General features: G+C 63.1%; 17 protein-coding genes. 7 read left to right on the top strand and 10 right to left on the bottom strand.

Going from position 1 to position 20,763, the window contains the following annotated elements; translation table 11 throughout:
* Nucleotides 1–5: 5 nt before the first annotated feature.
* The 3 genes from GL286_RS07280 to GL286_RS07270 form a co-directional block, all read right to left on the bottom strand.
* A complete protein-coding gene (locus tag GL286_RS07280; RefSeq protein WP_170295088.1) occupies nt 6–1,580 on the bottom strand; it encodes a Re/Si-specific NAD(P)(+) transhydrogenase subunit alpha in 1,575 nt (524 codons plus the stop codon).
* 211 nt (nt 1,581–1,791) lie between these two features.
* Nucleotides 1,792–3,930 (bottom strand): malate synthase G, encoded by a 2,139-nt coding sequence (locus tag GL286_RS07275; RefSeq protein WP_155094865.1) that lies wholly within the window; start codon nt 3,928–3,930, stop codon nt 1,792–1,794.
* A gap of 172 nt (nt 3,931–4,102) precedes the next feature.
* Nucleotides 4,103–4,744, bottom strand: coding sequence for a hypothetical protein (locus GL286_RS07270; RefSeq protein ID WP_155094864.1), 642 nt, complete (start codon nt 4,742–4,744; stop codon nt 4,103–4,105).
* 154 nt (nt 4,745–4,898) lie between these two features.
* Between GL286_RS07270 and pepN the strand changes: the two genes are divergently transcribed.
* Nucleotides 4,899–7,448, top strand: a complete 2,550-nt coding sequence (gene pepN, locus GL286_RS07265; RefSeq protein WP_155094863.1) for an aminopeptidase N — start codon at nt 4,899–4,901, stop codon at nt 7,446–7,448.
* Nucleotides 7,449–7,519: 71 nt separating this feature from the next.
* Nucleotides 7,520–8,407: a 1-acyl-sn-glycerol-3-phosphate acyltransferase gene (locus GL286_RS07260; RefSeq protein ID WP_246184863.1), complete on the top strand. Its 888-nt coding sequence runs from the start codon at nt 7,520–7,522 to the stop codon at nt 8,405–8,407.
* Nucleotides 8,408–8,451: 44 nt separating this feature from the next.
* On the opposite strand, the gene proB is transcribed toward GL286_RS07260, so the two are convergent.
* Complete coding sequence (gene proB, locus GL286_RS07255; protein WP_170295086.1) at nt 8,452–9,564, bottom strand: glutamate 5-kinase; 1,113 nt, start codon at nt 9,562–9,564, stop codon at nt 8,452–8,454.
* On the bottom strand, nt 9,552–10,583 hold the full coding sequence (gene obgE / locus GL286_RS07250; protein ID WP_170295085.1) for a GTPase ObgE: 1,032 nt from the start codon (nt 10,581–10,583) through the stop codon (nt 9,552–9,554). Before obgE ends, proB begins: the two co-directional genes overlap by 13 nt.
* A 133-nt stretch (nt 10,584–10,716) precedes the next feature.
* Between obgE and GL286_RS07245 the strand changes: the two genes are divergently transcribed.
* From GL286_RS07245 to eno, 4 genes are all read left to right on the top strand, one after another.
* Complete coding sequence (locus tag GL286_RS07245; protein ID WP_155094938.1) at nt 10,717–11,055, top strand: DMT family transporter; 339 nt, start codon at nt 10,717–10,719, stop codon at nt 11,053–11,055.
* Between the two features lie 56 nt (nt 11,056–11,111).
* A complete protein-coding gene (locus GL286_RS07240; RefSeq protein ID WP_155094861.1) occupies nt 11,112–12,530 on the top strand; it encodes a protein adenylyltransferase SelO in 1,419 nt (472 codons plus the stop codon).
* Between the two features lie 15 nt (nt 12,531–12,545).
* A complete protein-coding gene (locus GL286_RS07235; protein ID WP_155094860.1) occupies nt 12,546–13,304 on the top strand; it encodes an endonuclease/exonuclease/phosphatase family protein in 759 nt (252 codons plus the stop codon).
* Nucleotides 13,305–13,368: 64 nt separating this feature from the next.
* Nucleotides 13,369–14,646 carry a phosphopyruvate hydratase gene (gene eno, locus GL286_RS07230; protein WP_155094859.1) on the top strand — a complete coding sequence of 426 codons (1,278 nt, stop codon included), beginning with the start codon at nt 13,369–13,371 and terminating at the stop codon, nt 14,644–14,646.
* A 48-nt stretch (nt 14,647–14,694) separates the two neighbouring features.
* Here eno and GL286_RS07225 read toward each other — a convergent pair whose 3' ends face one another.
* Genes GL286_RS07225 through cysS form a run of 3 tightly spaced genes read right to left on the bottom strand, consistent with a single transcriptional unit; the run spans nt 14,695 to nt 18,493 of the window.
* Nucleotides 14,695–15,456 carry a squalene/phytoene synthase family protein gene (locus GL286_RS07225; RefSeq protein WP_155094858.1) on the bottom strand — a complete coding sequence of 254 codons (762 nt, stop codon included), beginning with the start codon at nt 15,454–15,456 and terminating at the stop codon, nt 14,695–14,697.
* Nucleotides 15,453–17,072, bottom strand: a complete 1,620-nt coding sequence (gene cimA, locus GL286_RS07220; protein ID WP_170295084.1) for a citramalate synthase — start codon at nt 17,070–17,072, stop codon at nt 15,453–15,455. The genes GL286_RS07225 and cimA overlap by 4 nt, the downstream gene beginning before the upstream one ends.
* Nucleotides 17,069–18,493: a cysteine--tRNA ligase gene (cysS, locus tag GL286_RS07215; protein WP_155094857.1), complete on the bottom strand. Its 1,425-nt coding sequence runs from the start codon at nt 18,491–18,493 to the stop codon at nt 17,069–17,071. Before cysS ends, cimA begins: the two co-directional genes overlap by 4 nt.
* A 180-nt stretch (nt 18,494–18,673) precedes the next feature.
* Here cysS and GL286_RS07210 point away from each other — a divergent pair, with 180 nt between their 5' ends.
* Nucleotides 18,674–19,015, top strand: coding sequence for an MmcQ/YjbR family DNA-binding protein (locus GL286_RS07210; protein WP_155094856.1), 342 nt, complete (start codon nt 18,674–18,676; stop codon nt 19,013–19,015).
* 51 nt (nt 19,016–19,066) lie between these two features.
* Here GL286_RS07210 and GL286_RS07205 read toward each other — a convergent pair whose 3' ends face one another.
* The gene (locus GL286_RS07205) at nt 19,067–19,516 is read right to left on the bottom strand and encodes a pore-forming ESAT-6 family protein (protein WP_155094855.1); all 450 of its coding nucleotides are present in this window, start codon (nt 19,514–19,516) and stop codon (nt 19,067–19,069) included.
* A 96-nt stretch (nt 19,517–19,612) separates the two neighbouring features.
* Entirely contained in the window at nt 19,613–20,710 is a 1,098-nt protein-coding gene (locus GL286_RS07200) for an ABC transporter ATP-binding protein (protein WP_155094937.1), read from the bottom strand.
* Nucleotides 20,711–20,763: the final 53 nt, after the last annotated feature.

Here is a 20,763-nt window from a genome sequence, read left to right as displayed (position 1 = left end):
CCTCCTTACGACTTCTGGAACATGGCGAGCATCCGGCGCGTGACCATGAAACCGCCAAAAATGTTGATCCCCGCCATGAGCACCGAAAGCGCGCCCAGCAGAACGATCAGCCACGAGCCCGAACCGATCTGCAACAGCGCCCCCACGATGATGATCGAGGAGATCGCATTGGTGATCGCCATCAGCGGCGTGTGCAGCGAATGGCTGACATTCCAGATCACCTGGAAGCCGACGAAGCAGGCCAGCACGAAGACGATGAAATGCGACAGGAACGAGACCGGAGCAAAGCTGCCGACCAGCAGCATCAGCACCGCTCCGATCCCCAGCAGGGTATATTGCGATCTGGTCTGGGCCTTGAAGGCCGCGAGTTCGTTCGCGCGTTTTTCCTCGGGGGTCAGTTCCTTGGCCTTTTCGCGCGGTTTCTGCGCCGCGATGGCCGCGACCTTGGGCGGCGGCGGTGGCCATGTAACATCGCCGTCATGCGCGACGGTCGAGCCACGGATGACGTCGTCCTCCATGTTCTGGACCAGCTTGCCATCCTTGCCCGGCGTCAGGTCGGCCAGCATGTGGCGGATGTTGTTGCCGTAAAGCTCGGAGGCCTGCGCCCCCATCCGCGACGGGAAATCGGTATAGCCGATGATGACAACGCCGTTTTCGGTTACGAAGCGTTCGTCGGGGACGGTCAATTCACAGTTGCCGCCGCGTTCCGCCGCAAGGTCCACAATGACCGAGCCGTTTTTCATCGCCGCGACCATATCGGCGGTCCACAGCTTCGGCGCATCGCGGCCCGGAATCAGCGCCGTGGTGATGACGATGTCCATCTGAGGCGCAAGCTCACGGAACTTCTCGAGCTGTTTTTCGCGGAATTCGGGGCTGGAGGGGGCGGCGTAGCCACCCGTCGTCGCGCCATCGGTCTGGGCTTCGGCGAAGTCCAGATAGACGAACTCGGCCCCCATGGATTCTATCTGCTCGGCGACTTCGGGGCGCACGTCGAAGGCGTAGACCTGCGCGCCAAGGCTGGTCGCGGCCCCGATCGCGGCAAGACCCGCGACACCCGCGCCCACCACCAGAACCTTGGCCGGCGGCACCTTGCCCGCAGCGGTCACCTGACCGGTGAAGAAGCGGCCGAAGTTATTCGCCGCCTCGATCACGGCGCGGTAGCCCGCGATATTGGCCATCGAGGACAGCGCGTCCATCTTTTGCGCGCGCGAGATCCGCGGCACCATGTCCATCGCGATTGCGGTGATGCCCTGCTCGCGCGCGACTTCCAGCAGATCCGCGTTCTGCGACGGATAGAAATGCGAGATCAGCGTCTGGCCATGGCGCATCTGCTTGATTTCGGCTTCGCTGGGTGGCCGGACCTTGACGACGACATCGACGTCGTTGACCAGCGCGGCAGATGTCGGCTCGACCGTGATTCCCGCCGCCTCATAGGCAGCATCGGAGAAACCCGCGCGAACCCCGGCTCCGGTTTCGACATAGACCTCGTGGCCCAGTTTCTTCAGATGGGCCGCGGAAGCCGGAGTGACGGCGACCCGCGCCTCTCCCTCGTAATTTTCTTTCAGAGCGCCGATCTTCACGAGGGCACCTCCCCTGTTAGCGTCTTACAGGCGGTTTTCTAGCATCGCGCAATTATCTTTCACAAGGGCGTGACCTCATGTCTCATCCGGAAATCGGACGTAGCGTCACATCGGGTTTTGCAATCAACACCCGCTGCCCCAAACAAATACGCCCCGGTTCCTCCGTCCTAAGACGGCGGAGCCGGGGCGAAAATGCGACCATCGGACCCGATCAGGCCGCCTGTTCGGCTTTGGCCTGCAGGCGACGTGCGTGCAGGACCGGCTCGGTATAGCCCGAGGGCTGGACCCGCCCGAGGAAGACCAGATCGCAAGCGGCCTGGAAGGCCACCCCGTCGAAACCCGGAGCCATGGCGCGATAGGCCGCATCACCTACGTTCTGGCGGTCCACGACCTGCGCCATCTTGCGCATAGTATCCATGACCTGCGATTCGGTGACCACGCCATGCAGCAGCCAGTTCGCCAGCGACTGCGCCGAGATGCGCAGCGTCGCGCGGTCTTCCATCAGACCGACATCGTTGATGTCCGGCACTTTCGAGCAACCGACACCCTGATCGACCCAACGCACCACATAGCCAAGGATGCCCTGACAGTTGTTTTCCAACTCGCGGGTGATATCGGCATCGCTGTAATTGCGACCACCGGCCAGCGGGATGGTCAGCAAATCATCCAGCCGCGCCGGACGTTTCAACGCGGCAATCTCAGCCTGACGGGCATGGACATCGACCTTGTGGTAATGCGTCGCGTGCAAGGTGGCAGCGGTCGGGCTGGGAACCCATGCGGTATTCGCGCCCGATTTCGGATGCGCGATCTTTTGTACCAGCATCTCGGCCATTAGATCGGGCATTGCCCACATGCCCTTGCCGATCTGCGCCTTGCCGGCCAGTCCGCAGGCCAGACCGATATCGACGTTGCGATCCTCGTAGGAACTGATCCACGGCTGGGACTTCATCTCGCCCTTGGCCAGCATCGCGCCCGCCTCGATCGAGGTGTGGATCTCGTCGCCGGTACGGTCAAGGAAGCCGGTGTTGATGAAGGCGACACGGTGCTTGGCGGCGCGGATGCATTCCTTGAGGTTCGCACTGGTGCGGCGCTCCTCGTCCATGATGCCCAGCTTGACGGTATGGCGCGGCAGGCCGAGCACATCTTCGACATGGTCAAAAATTTCGCTGGCAAAGGCCACTTCGGCAGGGCCGTGCATCTTGGGCTTCACCACATAGATCGAACCGGTGACCGAGTTCTTCGGTCCTTCTCGATCCAGATCGCGCATGGCGCAAAGCGCGGTAACCATCGCGTCCAGAAGCCCCTCGAAGACCTCGTTGCCCTCGCGGTCCAGAACGGCGGGGGTCGTCATCAGGTGGCCGACATTGCGCACCAGCATGATCGCGCGGCCCTTATGCGTCACGGTCGATCCGTCGGGCGCAGTGAAACTGACATCGGGGTTCAGCGCGCGGGTAAAGCTTTTGCCGCCCTTCGTGACCTCTTCGGTCAGGGTGCCGTCCATCAGGCCCAGCCAGTTGGAATAGGCCAGCGACTTGTCCTCACCATCGACGCAGGCGACCGAATCCTCGCAATCCATGATCGCCGACAGCGCGGATTCCAGCACGATGTCCGAGATCCCGGCCTTGTCCTGCCCGCCCACCGGCGTTGAAGCGTCGACCACGATCCGGATCAGCAGCCCGTTGTTTTTCAGGAACACGTCCGAGGGCTTGGCCGCATCGCCGATATGACCTGCGAACTTGCCCGCGTCGCCCAGCGCCGGAGCGAGAACACCGTCCTTCACCGACAGCGCGGCGATATCGGCCCACGAGCCTTCGGCAAGCGGCACGGCCTGATCAAGGAAATCCCTGCCCCACGCGATCACGCGTGCACCGCGACCGGCATCGTAACCCTTGCCCTGCGGCAGATCGCCCAGCGCATCGGTGCCGTACAGCGCATCGTACAGGCTGCCCCAGCGGGCATTGGCGGCGTTCAGCGCATAGCGCGCATTGGTGATCGGTACGACCAGCTGCGGACCTGCGACGCTGGCGAATTCGGGATCGGTTGCGGGGGTTTCGATCTGGAAGGCTTCACCCTCGGGGACGAGATAGCCGATCTCGGTCAGGAAATCGCGATAGGCTCCGGCGTCGGCAGGCTCACCACGGCGACCGAGATGCCATGCGTCAATGGTGGATTGCAGTTCGTCCCGCTTGTCCAGCAATGCCCGGTTCCGAGGGCCGAAATCATGCAGAAGCGTCGATAGCCCTTCCCAGAAGCGGCGCGGCTCCACACCGCTGCCCGGCAGGGCACGATCATTGATGAAGCTGGCCAGAGCTTCGTCCACCCGCAATCCTGCTTTCTCGACCCGCGCCATCTCGATCCCCTTCTGCGTCACTGATATGTTAGTTTCGGTGCACATTGGTATGCCAAAGCCGACCTCCATACAACCTTACGCACTATAAACACCTGATTGAAGGTCATTACTGACCAAATAGAAAACCGCCGCCGGGAATTCCGGGCGGCGGCTGTTTTTGCCCAAAACGGGATCAGTTTGCCGGAGGTGTCGTCGTAGCAGGCGGCGTCGTGGTTGTGGCCGGAGGCGTTGTCGGCTCGACGGTGATGGCATCCTCGACGGCTTTTTCGGCGTCATCCATCGCAGCACCAGCAGCACCTGCCGCATCGGAGGCGGCTTTCTCGGCGGCATCTACGGCATCGGACGCAGCTTCACCCGCAGCATTCGCCGCGTCGCTCGCCGCATTGGCCGCATCGGTTGCAGCTTCACCGACCGCAGCACCGGCGGCATCTGCCGCGTTCTGGGCGGCGTTGGCCGCATCGGTCGCAGCCTCACCCGCAGCGTTTGCCGCGTCGCTCGCGGCATCGGCAGCGCCGCTTGCCGCATCAGCCGCCGCTTCGGGCGCTGTCGTCGTCGCGGCCGGAGCGCTGGAGGTCTCGGCAGGCGTGGTCGTCGTCACGGCTGCGGGTTCGGTCCCCGTCGTCACGCTATTCGAATTCGTGAAGTACTGGACGACGAAATAGGCAATCGCCAAAGCAAGCAGGATGCCGATGATCAACGGCAAGGGCGAGGCACGACGTTCCACAGGCTCGACATAGGTCTGGTTCACCTGATCCGCATAAGGCGGATCTACAGGGTCTTTCCTGTTCGGATCATTCGGATCGTAATTGGCCATCTGGGCTCTCCTCAGCACAAGTTACATCGGGTCACCGCCAAGGATTGCGCCGCAGGGCAATTTTCCCGGTGGGTTGCGACCCGGATATCCTGCGATTAACAATCGAGTTTCCACGCGAGTTCCGTATCTTGCGATTTTTTTGAAGGTCCCCGACATGACCGCAACCCAATATCTCTCCGACTGGCGCCCCTTTCCCTTCGAGATCCTCGAGACTCGACTGGAGTTCCGGCTTGATCCGAACGCAACGCGCGTGCGCTCTCAGATCGATTTCAGACGCCTTGAGCAGGGCGATCTCGTTCTGGACGGTGTGGGGCTGAAGACCCTTTCACTGGCCATAAACGGACAGGCTTTGGACCTGTCGCTGATCCGCGAAGCCGAGGGCAAGCTGATTGTCCCCGCTGTCAGCCTGCCCGATAGCTTTACCTTCGAGGCCGAAGTCCAGATCGACCCCGAGGCCAATACCGCCCTTGAGGGGCTTTACCTGTCGGGCGGCATTTTCTGCACCCAATGCGAGGCCGAGGGCTTCCGCCATATCACATGGTATCCCGACCGCCCCGATGTGATGGCCCCCTTTACCGTGACGGTGCACTCCGACATGCCCGTGCTGCTGTCGAACGGGAACCCTGTCAGCGTGGAAAGCGGCAAGGCCGTCTGGCAAGACCCGTGGAAGAAGCCCGCCTATCTGTTCGCCCTTGTGGCGGGTGATCTGCGCGCCATCCCGGACAGCTTCACCACTATGTCGGGCAAGCATGTCGATCTGAACGTCTGGGTCCGCCCCGGAGACGAGCCGCGTGCGGGCTATGCGATGGAATCCCTGATCCGTTCCATGAAATGGGACGAAGAGGCTTACGGGCGCGAATACGACCTCGATGTCTTCAACATCGTCGCCGTCGATGACTTCAACATGGGCGCAATGGAGAACAAGGGCCTGAACATCTTCAACTCGAAGCTGGTCCTTGCCACTGCGGAAACCGCGACCGATGGCGATTACGAGCGCATCGAGGGCGTCATCGGGCACGAGTATTTCCACAACTGGACCGGCAACCGCATCACCTGCCGCGACTGGTTCCAGCTTTGCCTGAAAGAAGGTCTGACGGTTTTCCGCGACCAGCAGTTCACCTCTGACATGCGCTCGGCTGCGGTGAAACGCATCCATGACGTGCAGACCCTGCGCGCGCGCCAGTTCCGCGAGGATGCCGGGCCGCTGTCCCATCCCCCGCGTCCCGACCACTACCAAGAGATCAACAACTTCTACACCGCCACCGTCTACGAGAAGGGCGCCGAGGTCATCGGTATGCTCAAGCGGCTGATCGGGGACGACCAATACCGCAAGGCGCTGGACCTGTATTTCGACCGCCATGACGGGCAAGCCTGCACCATCGAGGACTGGATCAAGGTCTTCGAGGATGCGACATGCCGTGACCTGACCCAGTTCAAGCGTTGGTATACCGATGCGGGCACGCCGCGCCTGTCCATGACCGAGAAATGGGCCGATGGCGCGCTGACGCTCGATTTCGCCCAGCACACCGCCGCGACACCCGGACAGCCCGACAAGCCCGCCCGCGTCATTCCTGTGGCGCTTGGTCTGATCGGGCCGAATGGCGACGAGGTTCTGCCGACCACCGTGCTGGAGATGACCGAAGGCCAGCAAAGCTTCCGTTTCGACGGTCTGGGCGCGCGGCCGGTCGTGTCGCTGCTGCGCGGCTTCTCGGCCCCCGTCACCGTCGCACGCGAGGTCACCGCGGACGAACAGGCGTTGCTGCTTGCCCATGATACCGATCCCTATGCCCGTTGGCAGGCCGGTCACGATCTGGCGCTTGATGGCCTGATCGCGCGTTCGAATGGCGACGAAGGCGGGGCCGAGTTCATCCGTGCCATTGGTGGCGTCCTTGACGATGCCGAGGCCGATCCGGCTTTCGCCGCGCTTTGCCTTGCCCTGCCCGGTGACGAGGAAATCGCGACGACCATCGCAGCCTCTGGCACGGTTCCCGATCCTGACGCGATCCACGCCGCGCGTCGGGCCCTGACGCTGGATATCGCCAAGGCGCATAGCGACGCGCTGTCCCGTCTTTACGACGCGATGGCCCCGCGTGGCCCATACCAACCCAATGCCGATGGTTCGGGGCGCCGCTCGCTACGGCTGGCCTGCCTTGCCTATCTGAGCCGCCTCGACAACGCCGGACGGGCTGCGGCGCTGTTCGCAGAGGCGGAGAACATGACCGAACGTCAGGGCGCGCTTGAACAACTGATCGCCGCCGGACGCGATCAACAGGCACTAGCCGCATTCGAGGCCGAGTTCCGCGACAACCGCCTTGTCATGGACAAATGGTTCATGGTGCAACCCCTGCGCGCCGCATCGGATCAGGCCGTGGCGCGGGCGACCGAGCTGGCGAAGCGGGCGGATTTCGACTGGAAGAACCCGAACCGCTTCCGCGCGCTTATCGCGGGGCTGACCTCGAACCATGCCGGATTCCATGCCGCCGATGGCTCGGGCTACGACTTCCTTGCGGATTGGCTGATGCGGCTTGATCCGGTGAACCCGCAGACCACGGCGCGCACATGCTCGGCCTTCGAGACGATCACGCGCTATGACGCGGGGCGCCAAGCCAAGGCGAAAGCCGCCTTGCAACGCATCGCCGCCATGCCGGGACTTTCGCGCAACACCTCCGAGATGGTTACGCGTATCCTTGCCGCCGCCACCTGAGGTGGCAAGAAGCACCCTTGCAGCCGCCTCGCGGGCACGGCAATACTGCCGGTATGGATGCCCGCGAGGACATGAGACAACGACTTGATCCGCTGATAAACGAGCGGGCGTCTTGGCTTTTTTCCGGCAAGTGGCATCACAATCTGGCGCGGCAGGCATTGATGTGGCTGCTGCGCTATCCCCAGACCATCGAACTTGGCGCCGAATACCGGGATCTGCCCACCGACGAGATCATGCGTCGTCTGGCGCAACTGATCGTGCGGGATCTGACCGTCGATGGTCTGGAAAACATTCCCGCGACCGGACCCGCGCTGATCGTTTCGAACCATCCGACCGGAATCGCCGACGGGATCGTGCTGAACGCGGTTATCTCGGCGGTGCGCGACGATCTGTTCATCTACGCCAATCACGACATCATGCGCGTCCTGCCCCAATGTGGCAGCCTGATCGCGCCGGTCGAATGGCGCACCGAAAAGCGCAGCCACGCCAAAACCCGCGCGACGATGGACTACACGCGCCAGGCGCTTGGCCGTGGACGGATCGGATTGATCTTCCCCTCGGGTCGCCTTGCGAAACGTCGGGGCCTGACGCTGCACGAACGCCCGTGGATGGCCAGCGCCGCCATGATCGCGAAAAAATTCGACGTGCCGGTCATTCCCATCCATGTCAGGGCGCGGAACTCGACGCTGTTCTATCTGCTCGACGCGATCCACCCGACCGTCAGAGACGTCACGCTGTTCAATGAAGTTCTGAACAAGACCTCGCAGCCCTACCGTGTCACCATCGGCACGCCGATCCAGCCGTCCAGCCTGCCCGCCCGCAGCGAGGACGGGATCGCGATCCTGCGCGACGCCGTGCTTTCGCTGCCCGAGCCGACCGCGAACGCGGCCCGCCTGTCGCAGATCCGCAGGCTTTCGCAGGGCCGCCAGCACCTGTCGGATCCACGCCCGATCAAGTGAGTTGCAGGCGCGGCTCCGCGCCTGCAAAAGTCGCTATCTATGCCCTAGATCACCAGATCGTCGCGATGGATCAGCGCGGCACGTCCGGGGTAGCCCAGAATGGCTTCGATCTCGTCACTGCGGTGTCCGGCAATCGCGCGGGCCTCGATCGAGGAATAGCGGACCAGACCCGAGGCCAGCGTACCGCCGTTTCCGTCAAGGACCACGACCGGATCGCCCCGACCGAATCGGCCCTCGATCCCTGTCACGCCAGCGGGAAGCAGCGACTTGCCGTTACGCAGCGCATCGACCGCCCCCGCATCGACCCTGATCTGCCCTTTGGGCTTCATCGCCGCGATCCAGCGCTTGCGTGCGGCCTGCGGATCGGTATCGGGCAGGAACCATGTCACGCGGGCACCATCGGCCACGGCCCTGAGCGGATGCAGGACCGAGCCTTCGGCAATGGCCATGGCGCAACCACCGGCGACAGCGGTGCGGGCCGCCATCAGCTTGGTTTTCATTCCGCCCTTGCTGAGCCCCGAGATGGGATCGCCGCCCATCGCCTCTATTTCCGGCGTGATCTGCCCGACAACCGGCAGATGGTATGCGGTCGGATCGGTTTTCGGGTTGGCCGTGTAAAGGCCATCCACATCCGACAACAACAGAAGCTGGTCCGCCCCGCAGGTCACCGCGATCTGGGCGGCAAGGCGGTCGTTGTCACCGAAACGGATCTCGTCGGTGGCGACCGTGTCGTTTTCGTTCACGATCGGCACGACACCCAACCCCAGCAAGGTCTGCATGGTGGCGCGGCTGTTCAGATAGCGGCGGCGGTCCGTCGTGTCGTCCAGCGTGACCAGAAGCTGCGCGGTCTTGACCCCCAAAGGCACCAACGCCTCTTCATAGGCGCGGGCAAGGCGGATCTGGCCGACCGCAGCGGCGGCCTGCGATTGCTCGACACGCAGCGGACCGGCGGGCAGGCCCAGAACCTTGCGGCCAAGGGCGATGGCCCCCGAGGACACCAGAACGACATCCGTTCCGCGCGCGCGAGCGGCTGCGACATCGTCGCAAAGCGCCTTCAGCCACTCGGCACGCAGACCGTCACTATCGACCAGAAGCGCCGAACCGATCTTGACGACAAGTCGCTGCGCCTGCCCCAGTTCGGGGGTTAGGGCTGCCACGGTTTCTCTTCCTCGTCGGCGACGGGTTTGCGGCTGGGCTCGATCTCGGTCCACAGCGCGCGCAGGACATCGGTGACGCCCTCACGCGAGACGCCGGACATCAGATGGACCGGACCGCCGATCTCGGCCTCGAGCGCGGCACGTTTTTCCGCGATGGTCTCGGCATCCATGGCGTCGATCTTGTTCAGCGCCGTGACACGCGGCTTGCGGGCCAGTTCGGGCGAATAGGCCGCCAATTCGTTCAGGATCGTGCGCGCATCGACCGCGACATCATCCGCCGTGCCGTCGATCAGATGCAGCAGCACGCGCGAACGCTCGACATGGCCCAGAAACTGGTCACCCAGACCGCGACCTTCGGAAGCGCCTTCGATCAGACCAGGAATATCGGCGATCACGAATTCATGCGCGTCAACGCCGACGACCCCCAGATTCGGATGCAGCGTCGTGAAGGGGTAATCGGCGATCTTGGGGCGCGCGTTAGACACAGCCGAAAGGAACGTCGATTTGCCGGCATTCGGCAGACCCAGCAGACCCGCGTCGGCAATCAGCTTCAGGCGCAGCCACAGGGTCCGCTCGATCCCCGGTAGACCCGGATTGGCATTGCGCGGAGAGCGGTTGGTCGAGCTTTTGAAATGAAGGTTCCCGAAGCCGCCATTGCCGCCTTTGGCCAACAGCACGCGCTGGCCCGGCTCGGTCAGGTCGAACAGGACGGTCTCCTGATCCTCGTCAAGGATCTCGGTCCCGACCGGCACACGCAGGACCGCATCGTCCCCCGAGGCGCCGGTGCGCTGCGAACCCATGCCGTGCTGACCCGAATTGGCGAAGAAATGCTGCTGGAAGCGGAAGTCGATCAGGGTGTTGAGACCCTCGACCGCTTCGGCCCAGACATCCCCGCCGCGACCACCGTCGCCACCATCGGGACCGCCATATTCGATGAACTTTTCGCGACGGAAGGACACGCATCCCGCGCCTCCGCCACCCGAGCGGACATAAACTTTCGCGAGATCGAGGAACTTCACAACGCTATCCTTGGCAAAAAACTGAAGCAGAGCGTGGGATACGCCCTTGGCCCGCTTGGTTCAAGGGCGGCGTGACTTTTCGGCGGGGCTGATGATAAATCCCCCGAGCCTTTCCCAAAGCCCCGAGTCACCCATGCCCTTCGCGACCTATACCACGCTTGTTACCGCAATCGTCCTTGAAGTGATTGGCACCAGCTTTTTGCAGCGCAGCCAGCAATTCACGCAATGGCTGCCGACGCTGATGATGGCGATCTGCTATGCGGGTTCATTCTATTTCCTGTCACAGACGCTCAAGATCATGCCCCTTGGCATCGCCTATGCGGTCTGGAGCGGGCTTGGCATCGTCCTTGTCTCGATGATCGGGTTTGTGGCCTTTGGCCAAAAGCTGGACCTGCCCGCCGTGCTGGGGCTTGCCCTGATTGTCGCGGGCGTCGTGGTCGTGAATGTCTTCTCGAAAAGCATCCAGCACTGAGCCTGCCCTTAACATTTGCGCAATGAAGGCTAGATAAGGTCGAAAGGAGGGTCACGATGATCCACTTCAACAACAGCTACGCCCGCCTGCCCGAAGGCTTCTTCACCCGCACTGCGCCGACGCCGGTGCGCGACCCGAAGCTGGTCGCGCTGAATCTGCCCTTGGCCGAACGCCTTGGGCTTGACGCGGAATGGTTGCAATCGCCCGAAGGCTTGCAGGTGCTGGCCGGAAACGCGGTCGCCGAAGGCTCGGAGCCCATCGCGCAGGCTTATGCCGGTCACCAGTTCGGCGGCTTCTCTCCGCAACTGGGCGATGGTCGCGCGGTGCTTTTGGGCGAGGTCATCGCGCCCGACGGCGCGCGTTTCGACATCCAGTTGAAGGGCGCCGGCCCGACCCCCTTCTCGCGCCGTGGCGACGGGCGGGCTTGGCTGGGTCCGGTCCTGCGCGAATATCTGGTCAGCGAATTCATGGCCGCATTCGGCGTGCCGACCACCCGCGCCCTTGCCGCCGTCACCACGGGCGAGCAGGTCATCCGCGAGACGCTTCTGCCCGGCGCGGTCCTGACCCGCATCGCCGCGAGCCATATCCGCGTCGGCACCTTTGAATTCTACGCCGCCCGTGGCGACCGCGAGCGTCTGCGGCTGCTGACCGAACATGTCATCGCCCGCCATTATCCCGACGCCTCGGGTGCCGCCGACCTGCTGCAACGCGTGGTCGAGGCGCAGGCCTATACGATCTCGTGCTGGATGGGCCTCGGCTTCATCCATGGCGTGATGAACACCGACAATATGTCGGTCTCCGGCGAGACGATCGATTACGGCCCCTGCGCCTTCATGGATGGCTACCAGCCCGACAAGGTGTTTTCCTCGATCGACGCTTACGGGCGTTATGCTTGGAACGAGCAGCCGAATATCGCGGTCTGGAACCTTGCGCAGTTGGCCAGTTGCCTCGTCCCTTTGATGGGCGACAGCGACGAGGCCGTGGCCGAGGCCACCCGCATCGTCCATAGCTTCCCCGCACTTTACCAGCGCGAATGGCTGAAGCGTTTTGCCGCAAAGCTGGGCATCTCGCAGCCACGCCCCGAAGATCGCGCGTTGATCGAGAAATTGCTATCGCTGATGGCGCAGGAGCAGGTTGATTTCACCCGCGCATTTGCCGGATTGTCGGATGGCAAAGCACGGGACGAATTCATTGACCGCGACGCCTTCGACCAATGGGCCGCAGAATGGCAGGCCCGTATCGCCGGACTGCCGGATGCCGCCGAATTCATGGCCCGAGCCAATCCGCGCCGCATCCCGCGCAACCACCGGATCGAGCAGGCCATCGCATTGGCCCGGGACGAAGGCGATTACAGCCTGTTCCACCTTCTCGACGCTGCCCTGCGCCAGCCCTTTACCGACCGCGCGCAATGGGATGCGCTGGCCTTGCCGCCCGAGCCCGACGAAGTGGTGCAGCGCACCTTCTGCGGCACCTGAGCTAAGTTAGTCGCGATGTCTCCTCGCTCCGACCGGCTGAGACTGGCCAGTTACAACCTGCATAAATGCCGCGGCATGACCGGCCCCCGTGCACCCGAGCGCAATCTGAAGGTCATCTCGGACATCAAAGCCGACGTGATCGCGCTGCAAGAGGTGGACTTGCGCCTTGGCAACCGTCCCGAGGCCCTGCCCCGCGCCGCTATCGAGAATGCGACCGGTCTGATTCCGGCGGATTTCCTACCGACCGGAGCGACATCCCTGGGTTGGCACGGCCAGACCATCCTGATGCGCCCCGAACTTGCGGCGCAGGCCACCATCCGCCGCCTGCCCCTGCCGGGGATCGAGCCACGCGGCGCTTTGGCCCTGCGTCTGCCCGGCGTCACCATCATCGCGGTGCATCTGGGCCTTGTCCGTTCGTCGCGCCGGGCGCAACTGCGCCGGATCGTGGCACAGGCCGGACGTTTCGGAAATGACCGGCTGATCCTGACCGGCGATTTCAATGAATGGCATGACAATCGCGGGCTGGAGGCGCTGGAACCCATGCATGTCCTTGCCCCCGGCCCCAGTTGGCCCGCACCCTTCCCGCGCTTGCGCTATGACCGCATCGCCGTCTCGCGCGGGATCGAGGTGATGGATTCCGGCGTCTGGGACAGCGAGATCGCGCGTCAGGCCTCGGATCACCTGCCGATCTGGGCCGATCTGGCGCTGGAACCATGGTCTGCCGCGCCCGAGCCCGGAATTTCCGGTCGTGTGAGCGATAACCCTGCCGAATGAAGCTTTTCTGCATCTGCGAAGGGCGTTAGACAACGGCCAAACTTTGTCACGAGAGGGACGGAACATGACCGCCATCATCGACATTTTCGCGCGCGAGATCCTCGACAGCCGCGGCAACCCGACCGTCGAGGTCGATGTCACGCTGGAGGACGGCACCATGGGCCGCGCCGCCGTGCCCTCGGGCGCCTCGACCGGCGCGCATGAGGCCGTCGAGAAGCGCGATGGCGACAAGTCGCGCTACATGGGCAAGGGCGTCCTTGAAGCCGTCGCCGCCGTCAATGGCGAGATCGCCGAGAACCTGATCGGCGAAGACGTCACCGACCAGATCGGCATCGACCGGTTGATGATCGAGCTGGACGGCACTCCGAACAAATCGCGTCTTGGCGCGAACGCCATCCTTGGCGTCTCGCTGGCGGTGGCGAAAGCCGCAGCCGAGACCTCGGCCCAGCCGCTTTACCGCTATGTCGGCGGCACCGGTGCCCGCATCCTGCCGGTCCCGATGATGAACATCATCAATGGCGGCGAACATGCCGACAACCCGATCGACATCCAGGAATTCATGATCATGCCGATTTCGGCATCGAGCATCCGGGAAGCCGTGCGCATGGGTTCCGAGATTTTCCACACGCTGAAAAAGGAACTGTCGGCGGCGGGCCTGTCGACCGGGATCGGCGACGAGGGCGGCTTTGCCCCGAACCTGTCTTCGGCCCGCGATGCGCTGGACTTCATCCTGAAGGCCATCGAAAAAGCCGGCTACACCCCGGGCGATGACATCATGCTGGCGCTGGACTGCGCCTCGACCGAGTATTTCAAGAACGGCAAATACGAGATGAAGGGCGAGGGCAAATCACTGACCTCGGCTGAAAACGTCGCCTACCTGGAAGCACTCTGCAACGACTACCCGATCCTGTCGATCGAAGACGGTTGCGCCGAGGATGACTGGGAAGGCTGGAAACTGCTGACCGAAACGCTGGGCGACCGCGTGCAACTGGTCGGCGACGACCTGTTTGTGACCAATCCCGAGCGTCTGGCCGAGGGCATCGAGCAAGGCTGCGGCAACTCGCTGCTGGTCAAGGTCAACCAGATCGGCACCCTGACCGAGACGCTGGACGCCGTCCGCATGGCCGACCGTGCGGGCTATACTTCGGTGATGTCGCACCGCTCGGGCGAGACCGAGGACGCGACCATCGCCGATCTGGCGGTTGCCACCAATTGCGGCCAGATCAAGACCGGCTCGCTGGCCCGTTCGGACCGGCTCGCGAAGTACAACCAGCTGATCCGCATCGAGGAAATGCTGGGCGCATCGGCCGAATATGCCGGGCGTTCGATCCTGCGCGGGTGATCTGCCAGCGCGTGGAAAGCGGAAAGGGCGGCCAATTGGCCGCCCTTTTCATATCCACCAGCGATGGGTCAGCGTGAACATTCCCAAGGCGTAGCGTTTACGGAACTCTGACGGGACGGTCGCTGCCAGTGCCTCGATCCCCTTCGGGGCGGCCTCGAGCGCGGGTTTGACGCCTGCTCCGGCAAACTGAACCGGCGCGATACGACGCGGCACGGTTTTCCGGATGTCGCGCGCCTTCGTCAGCGCGATCCGCGCACGTCCCGCAAGATCGCCCAGTACTTCAGGCGATTTGTCCCACAACCCAAGACCCAAGCCCTGAAGCGCAGGCAGGGCCAGAAGCCAGTTCGCTAGCCCCACTCCTTCGGCTTGCGCGGCAATCGCAGGCATCGCCGCCAGCGGCGCATCGAGCGCCTCGGCGGCGAATTGGGCCAATGGCACCGATGTCGCGCGGATATAGGCCTGAACGCCATCTGCACCGTCATGCGGCTCGCGCGCGGTGTCCCGCCGGCGCGGCTCGGCAATCGCGGCAAAGGCGACAGCGCGCGTTCCCCATGCCTGGGCCAATGGTGTCAGCAATTCGTGGGTCTGCTCTTTGCCTTCGCCGATATCCTCGAGCCGTTCGATCCACCATTGCAGGCGCATTTCTGCAATCAGCGGCTCGTTCGATGCCAATGGTGCGCGCGCCAATTCGAGGTTCAGCGCATAAAGCGTCAACAGTTTTGGCCGCGCCTCGACCGGAGCCAATAGGCAGATGCCGAAACGATCCGGATCCTGTTCGCGTAGCAACTTCGCGCAATCGTCAAGGCTCATGCGGCTTGCACCCCGTCGCGGATCAGCTTCCAGCGGATCGCATCGACCAAAGCCTCGAAGCTGGCATCGACGATATTGTGCGAGACGCCGACCGTAGACCAGCGGTTTCCCTGCCCGTCCGCGCTGTCGATAATGACGCGGGTCACGGCATCAGTGCCGCCCGCGGTAATGCGGACGCGGAAATCGACCAGTTGCATGTCCTCGATATGGGACTGATACGGCCCCAGATCCTTGGCCAGCGCCCGAGACAGCGCGTTGACCGGACCGCGATCCTGCCCTTCTTCGTCCATGCTTTCGCTGACCGACAACATCCGCTCGTCGCCGATCCGGACCACCACGACCGCCTCGGAAACCGTGATCCGCTTGCCCACGGCGTTCTTGCGACGCTCGACGGTCACGCGATAACGCTCGACCGAAAACAGTTCCTGCAATTTTCCAAGTTCGGCCAGCGCGAGCAGCTCGAAACTGGCCTGAGCCCCGTCATAGGCATAGCCCTGATCCTCGCGCGTTTTGACCAGATCAAGAATACGGGCCAAAGCGCGATCGTCGCGCTCGACAACGATCCCCGCATCGGCAAGGCGGGCGCGCAGGTTTGACTGCCCCGCCTGATTGGACATGGGGATGATGCGTTCATTGCCGACGACCGAAGGCTCGACATGTTCGTAGGTCGCGGGATTTTTCAGGATCGCGCTGGCATGCAGTCCGGCCTTATGCGCGAAAGCCGAAGCGCCGACATAGGGCGCCGCGCGGACAGGGGCACGGTTCAGGATCTCGTCCAGACGGCGCGACATACGGGTCAGACCGGCCAGAGCCCCGTTCGATATACCGGTTTGCAGCGTTGTGGAGTACGGTTCTTTCAGCATCAGGGTCGGGATCAGGGTCGTGAGGCTGGCATTACCGCAGCGCTCGCCCAGACCGTTCAGCGTCCCTTGGATTTGACGCGCACCGGCATTCACGGCCGCCAAGGTACAGGCAACGGCGTTTCCGGTATCGTCGTGACAATGGATGCCCAGATAATCGCCGGGAATACCGCCCGCGATCACGGCACGGGTCACCTCGGCGACCTTCTCGGGCAAGGTGCCGCCATTCGTGTCGCATAGCACGACCCAACGCGCACCCGCGTCCAGCGCCGCGCACAAGCACGTCAGGGCATATTCCGGATCATCGGCATAGCCGTCGAAGAAATGTTCGGCATCGAACAGCGCCTCGCGGCCCTGCGCCACAAGATGCGCGACCGAGGCGCGGATGTTCTCGACGTTCTCGTCAAGGCTGATCCCCAGCGCCTCGCGGACATGGAAGGGGTGGGTCTTGCCGACCAGACAAACCGCGCCGGTTCCCGCATTCGTCACCGCCGCCAGCACATCGTCATTCTCGGCCGAGCGGCCCGCGCGCTTGGTCATGCCAAAGGCAGTCATGGTGGCGCGGGTATTGGGCGCATCGGCGAAAAAATCGCTGTCGGTCGGGTTCGCACCCGGCCAGCCGCCCTCGATATAATCGACGCCAAGCTGGTCGAGCATCTGCGCGATCTCGGCCTTTTCGCTGGCCGAAAATTGCACGCCTTGTGTTTGCTGCCCGTCGCGGAGCGTGGTGTCGTAAAGGTAAAGCCGCTCGGTCACAGAAGCGCCCCCAGCTTAGCCGGGTCAAGACGCGGACCGGCGAGCAGTTCGACGCCGGTCTTGGACATGCGGACCTCGATCCCTGCATCGGTCAGCGCGATTTTCAGCGCGTCGACGCCCGAGAAGTCCTTGGTCTGCATCGCGGCAGAGCGCAGATCCGTAAGGCGGATCGAGAGTTCCTCAAGCGCGCCCTCGACCGAGAAGTTCACATTCGCGATGCTCGTCAGGTCGTGCTGCATCCAGCCGCCCATGTCAGCTTCCAGCAGACCGAGGAAACGCGCCGAGGCCAACAGCAAGGCCGGATCGTCCTTAAGGCCGTAAAGCACCGAGATCGCACCGGCAGTGTTCAGGTCGTCGGCAAGCGCCTCGATCACGCGGGGATCGGGGGCGGCGGCCGGCTGCACGTCCTTGGTCAGGACGCGCCATTCCCACAAAGTATCCTCGGCGGCTTGGGCCTTTTCGCCGGTCCAGTCCATCGGCTTGCGGTAATGGGTCGAGAGCAGGACAAAGCGGATTACCTCGCCCGGCACGCGCTTTTCCAACAGGTCACGGACGGTGAAGAAATTTCCCAAGGACTTGGACATCTTCTTGCCCTCGACCTGCAGCATCTCGTTATGCAGCCACGTGCGGGCGAAATCGCCATGCGGATGGGCGCAGCAGCTTTGCGCGATCTCGTTTTCATGGTGCGGGAATTGCAGGTCGATCCCGCCCGCATGAATGTCGAAGCTTTCGCCCAGAAGCTCATAGGCCATGGCCGAGCATTCGATATGCCAGCCCGGACGACCCTTGCCCCAAGGGCTGTCCCAACCCGGCAGGCCGTCATCCGAGGGCTTCCAAAGCACGAAATCCATCGGATCGCGCTTGAAGGGCGCGACCTCGACCCGCGCGCCCGCGATCATGTCATCGACCGAACGGCCAGACAGGCGGCCATATTCGGGATAGGAGCGCACATCGAACAGGACATGCCCCTCGGCCGCATAGGCGTGGCCGCTGACGATCAGGCCCTCGATCATCTCGATCATCTGGGGGATGAAATCGGTCGCGCGCGGCTCATGATCCGGGCGGGTCGCGCCAAGCGCGTCCATATCGGCATGATACCAGCTGATGGTTTCTTCCGTGCGCTCGCGGATCAGGTCTTCAAGCGTGCCCTCGGCGCCGCGTTCCTTTCGGGCGACGGCGGTCGCGTTGATCTTGTCGTCCACGTCGGTGAAGTTGCGCACGTAGTTCACATGCTCCGCGCCAAAGACATGGCGCAAGAGCCGCACCAGCACGTCGATCACCACGACGGGGCGGGCATTGCCCAGATGGGCGCGGTCATAGACGGTCGGCCCGCACAGATAGAGCCGCACATTCTGCGGATCAATCGGGGCGAAGACCTCTTTCCCGCGGGTCTTGGTATTCGTCAGTCTGATATCGACCATGACTTCCCTCGAATTGGGTATCCCGAACCTATCCCGGCGCGGGCGTCATTGGTCACGAAGGAACGCCCGCCTGAAATTTCAGCCGGTAATAATGCAACGGATGGTGGCGGCGTGCAGCTTCATGCCGTTGCCATAAACCATCGTCTTGCCTCTGCCAAGAGAGGCTGCAAAACTCGTGCCATGAGCCGAGAACTGGTCAATGAAATATGTTCCGCACAGCCGGGGGCCGAATGGTCCGACCCCTGGGGCGGAGGGCATGACTGCTGGAAAGTCGGAGGCAAGACTTTCGCGGTGACCGGAACCGTAGGAACGCATGTTTCGGTCAAGACCGACAGTCCCGAACTGGCCACCTTCCTGATCGAGACCAATGTCGCCGAGCGCGCGCCCTATCTGCATCGCAGTTGGGTTGCCTTGCCGCTGGATTCCGCGCCGGATGAATTGGCGCACCGGATCAGGCATAGCTACAGAATCGTGCGGGAGCATCTGCCGAAAAAAGTTCAGGCCGGCCTGCCGCCGGTCTAGAATGCGCCCGCCCGATCCGGTTGGACGGGCGGGCCGCGTCTTGTCTCCGGTTCAGCTTGGAATCTGCGCTGCGAGTTGCTGCAGCAAAGTGTCCATCTGTTTGCACAGTGCATCTTCCGTTGTCTTCTGCTCGGTCGCCGCCTCGGAGAGGCTGCGTTCGACGCCCATGGCAGATACCGTCCCGCTTTTACCCTTGGTTTCGGCGGCATCCCCCTTGGCCGTGTCGCCAGCGGGAATCATCGCCAAAAGCTTGGTCTGGGTCTCGACCGCTTTTGCGTCGATAAAGCCTTTATCCTGACAATAAGTCAGTACACCCAACTGATTGCGCGCGCTTTCATAGGCGGCGCTGGTATCAGGCGGCGTGGGCGAGGTCGCCTGCGGCGTCTGCGCAGTGGCCTCGGCCGGATCGGGGGATGCAGGCACGGTCGCCTGTGCCAAAACCGTCGTTGCGGTGATGGCGGTAAATGCCAGTGCAGGAAGAATGGCGGATCGTGCGATCATTCCAGATCTCCGTCAGTTGCTTATACGAGGAACCTCGCACGGCCTTTCTGACACCGCAAATCACAGATGGCAATTTCCCGCTTAGATTGAGTGCGATCAGCGGAAAAGTACCAGTGACCCCGGCGACCAACTCACCTTTGCGCGAGTTCCGACATCCTGCACTTCCCGACCAAAGACGTTACGCATCGCGATCCGCACCGGACGGGCCTTGCCATCGAAGCTGGCCGAGCCATCAAGACGGACATCGTAATAGGTCATATCACCGTAATATACGACCTCGTCGATCACGCCTTCGGTGATCCGGCCCTGCGCAACCTGCCCTGCCCCGACCATCGAGACCGCTTCCGGCCGGAAGCCGACCTGCGGTCCGGCATCACCCGGATCGGAATGGCTGACATTGGCCGAGGGGATCTCGACGCGGCCAAAGCCCGGCACCTCGACCTCGACCCCGTTCGGCGTATCGCCCAGTACATGGGCAGGCAGAAAGTTCATCACGCCGATAAAATTGGCAACCCTACGGCTTGTCGGACGGGCATATAGCGCCTCGGGGCCGTCAAGTTGGGCAATCTGGCCATCGAACATGACGGCGATTCGGTCGGACATGACCAAAGCCTCTTCCTGATCATGGGTCACGAGAACGAAGGTGATCCCGACCTGCCGCTGCAGCTTGATCAGTTCGACCTGCATCTGTTCGCGCATCTTGCGATCAAGCGCGGATAGCGGCTCGTCCAGAAGCAGAACTTTGGGTTTCAGGATCAGCGCCCGCGCCAAGGCGACGCGCTGCCGCTGACCACCCGACAGTGCATGCGAGGCGCGCTTGCCATAGCCCTTGAGGCCGACCATCTCCAGCGCCTCCTCGACCGCAGCGGCCTTCTCGGCCTTGCTGCGCGGATCGCGGCGCAGACCGAAGCCGACATTCTCGGCGACAGTCAGATGAGGAAAAATCGCATAGGACTGGAACACCATATTGGTGGGGCGGCTGTTGGCGGGTACGCCCTCCATATCCTGTCCGTCGATCAGGATCACGCCGGACTGGATATCCTCGAACCCCGCGATGGTGCGCAGAAGCGTCGTCTTGCCGCATCCGGAAGGCCCGAGCAGCGAGAAGAACTCTCCCGCACGGATCGTCAGGTCGATCCCGCGCAAAGCATGGTAGTCGCCGTAATGCTTCTGGATCGCCCTGCATTCGATCATCGGTCGCGCGGCGGCGGTGCGGGCACGATGCGCGGCGGTACTGCTGGAAGTGG

Origin of the sequence: Paracoccus aestuariivivens, from assembly GCF_009711225.1 — a bacterium.
GTDB classification, from domain to species: domain Bacteria; phylum Pseudomonadota; class Alphaproteobacteria; order Rhodobacterales; family Rhodobacteraceae; genus Paracoccus; species Paracoccus aestuariivivens.
This window is presented reverse-complemented; position numbering and strand designations above follow the sequence as displayed.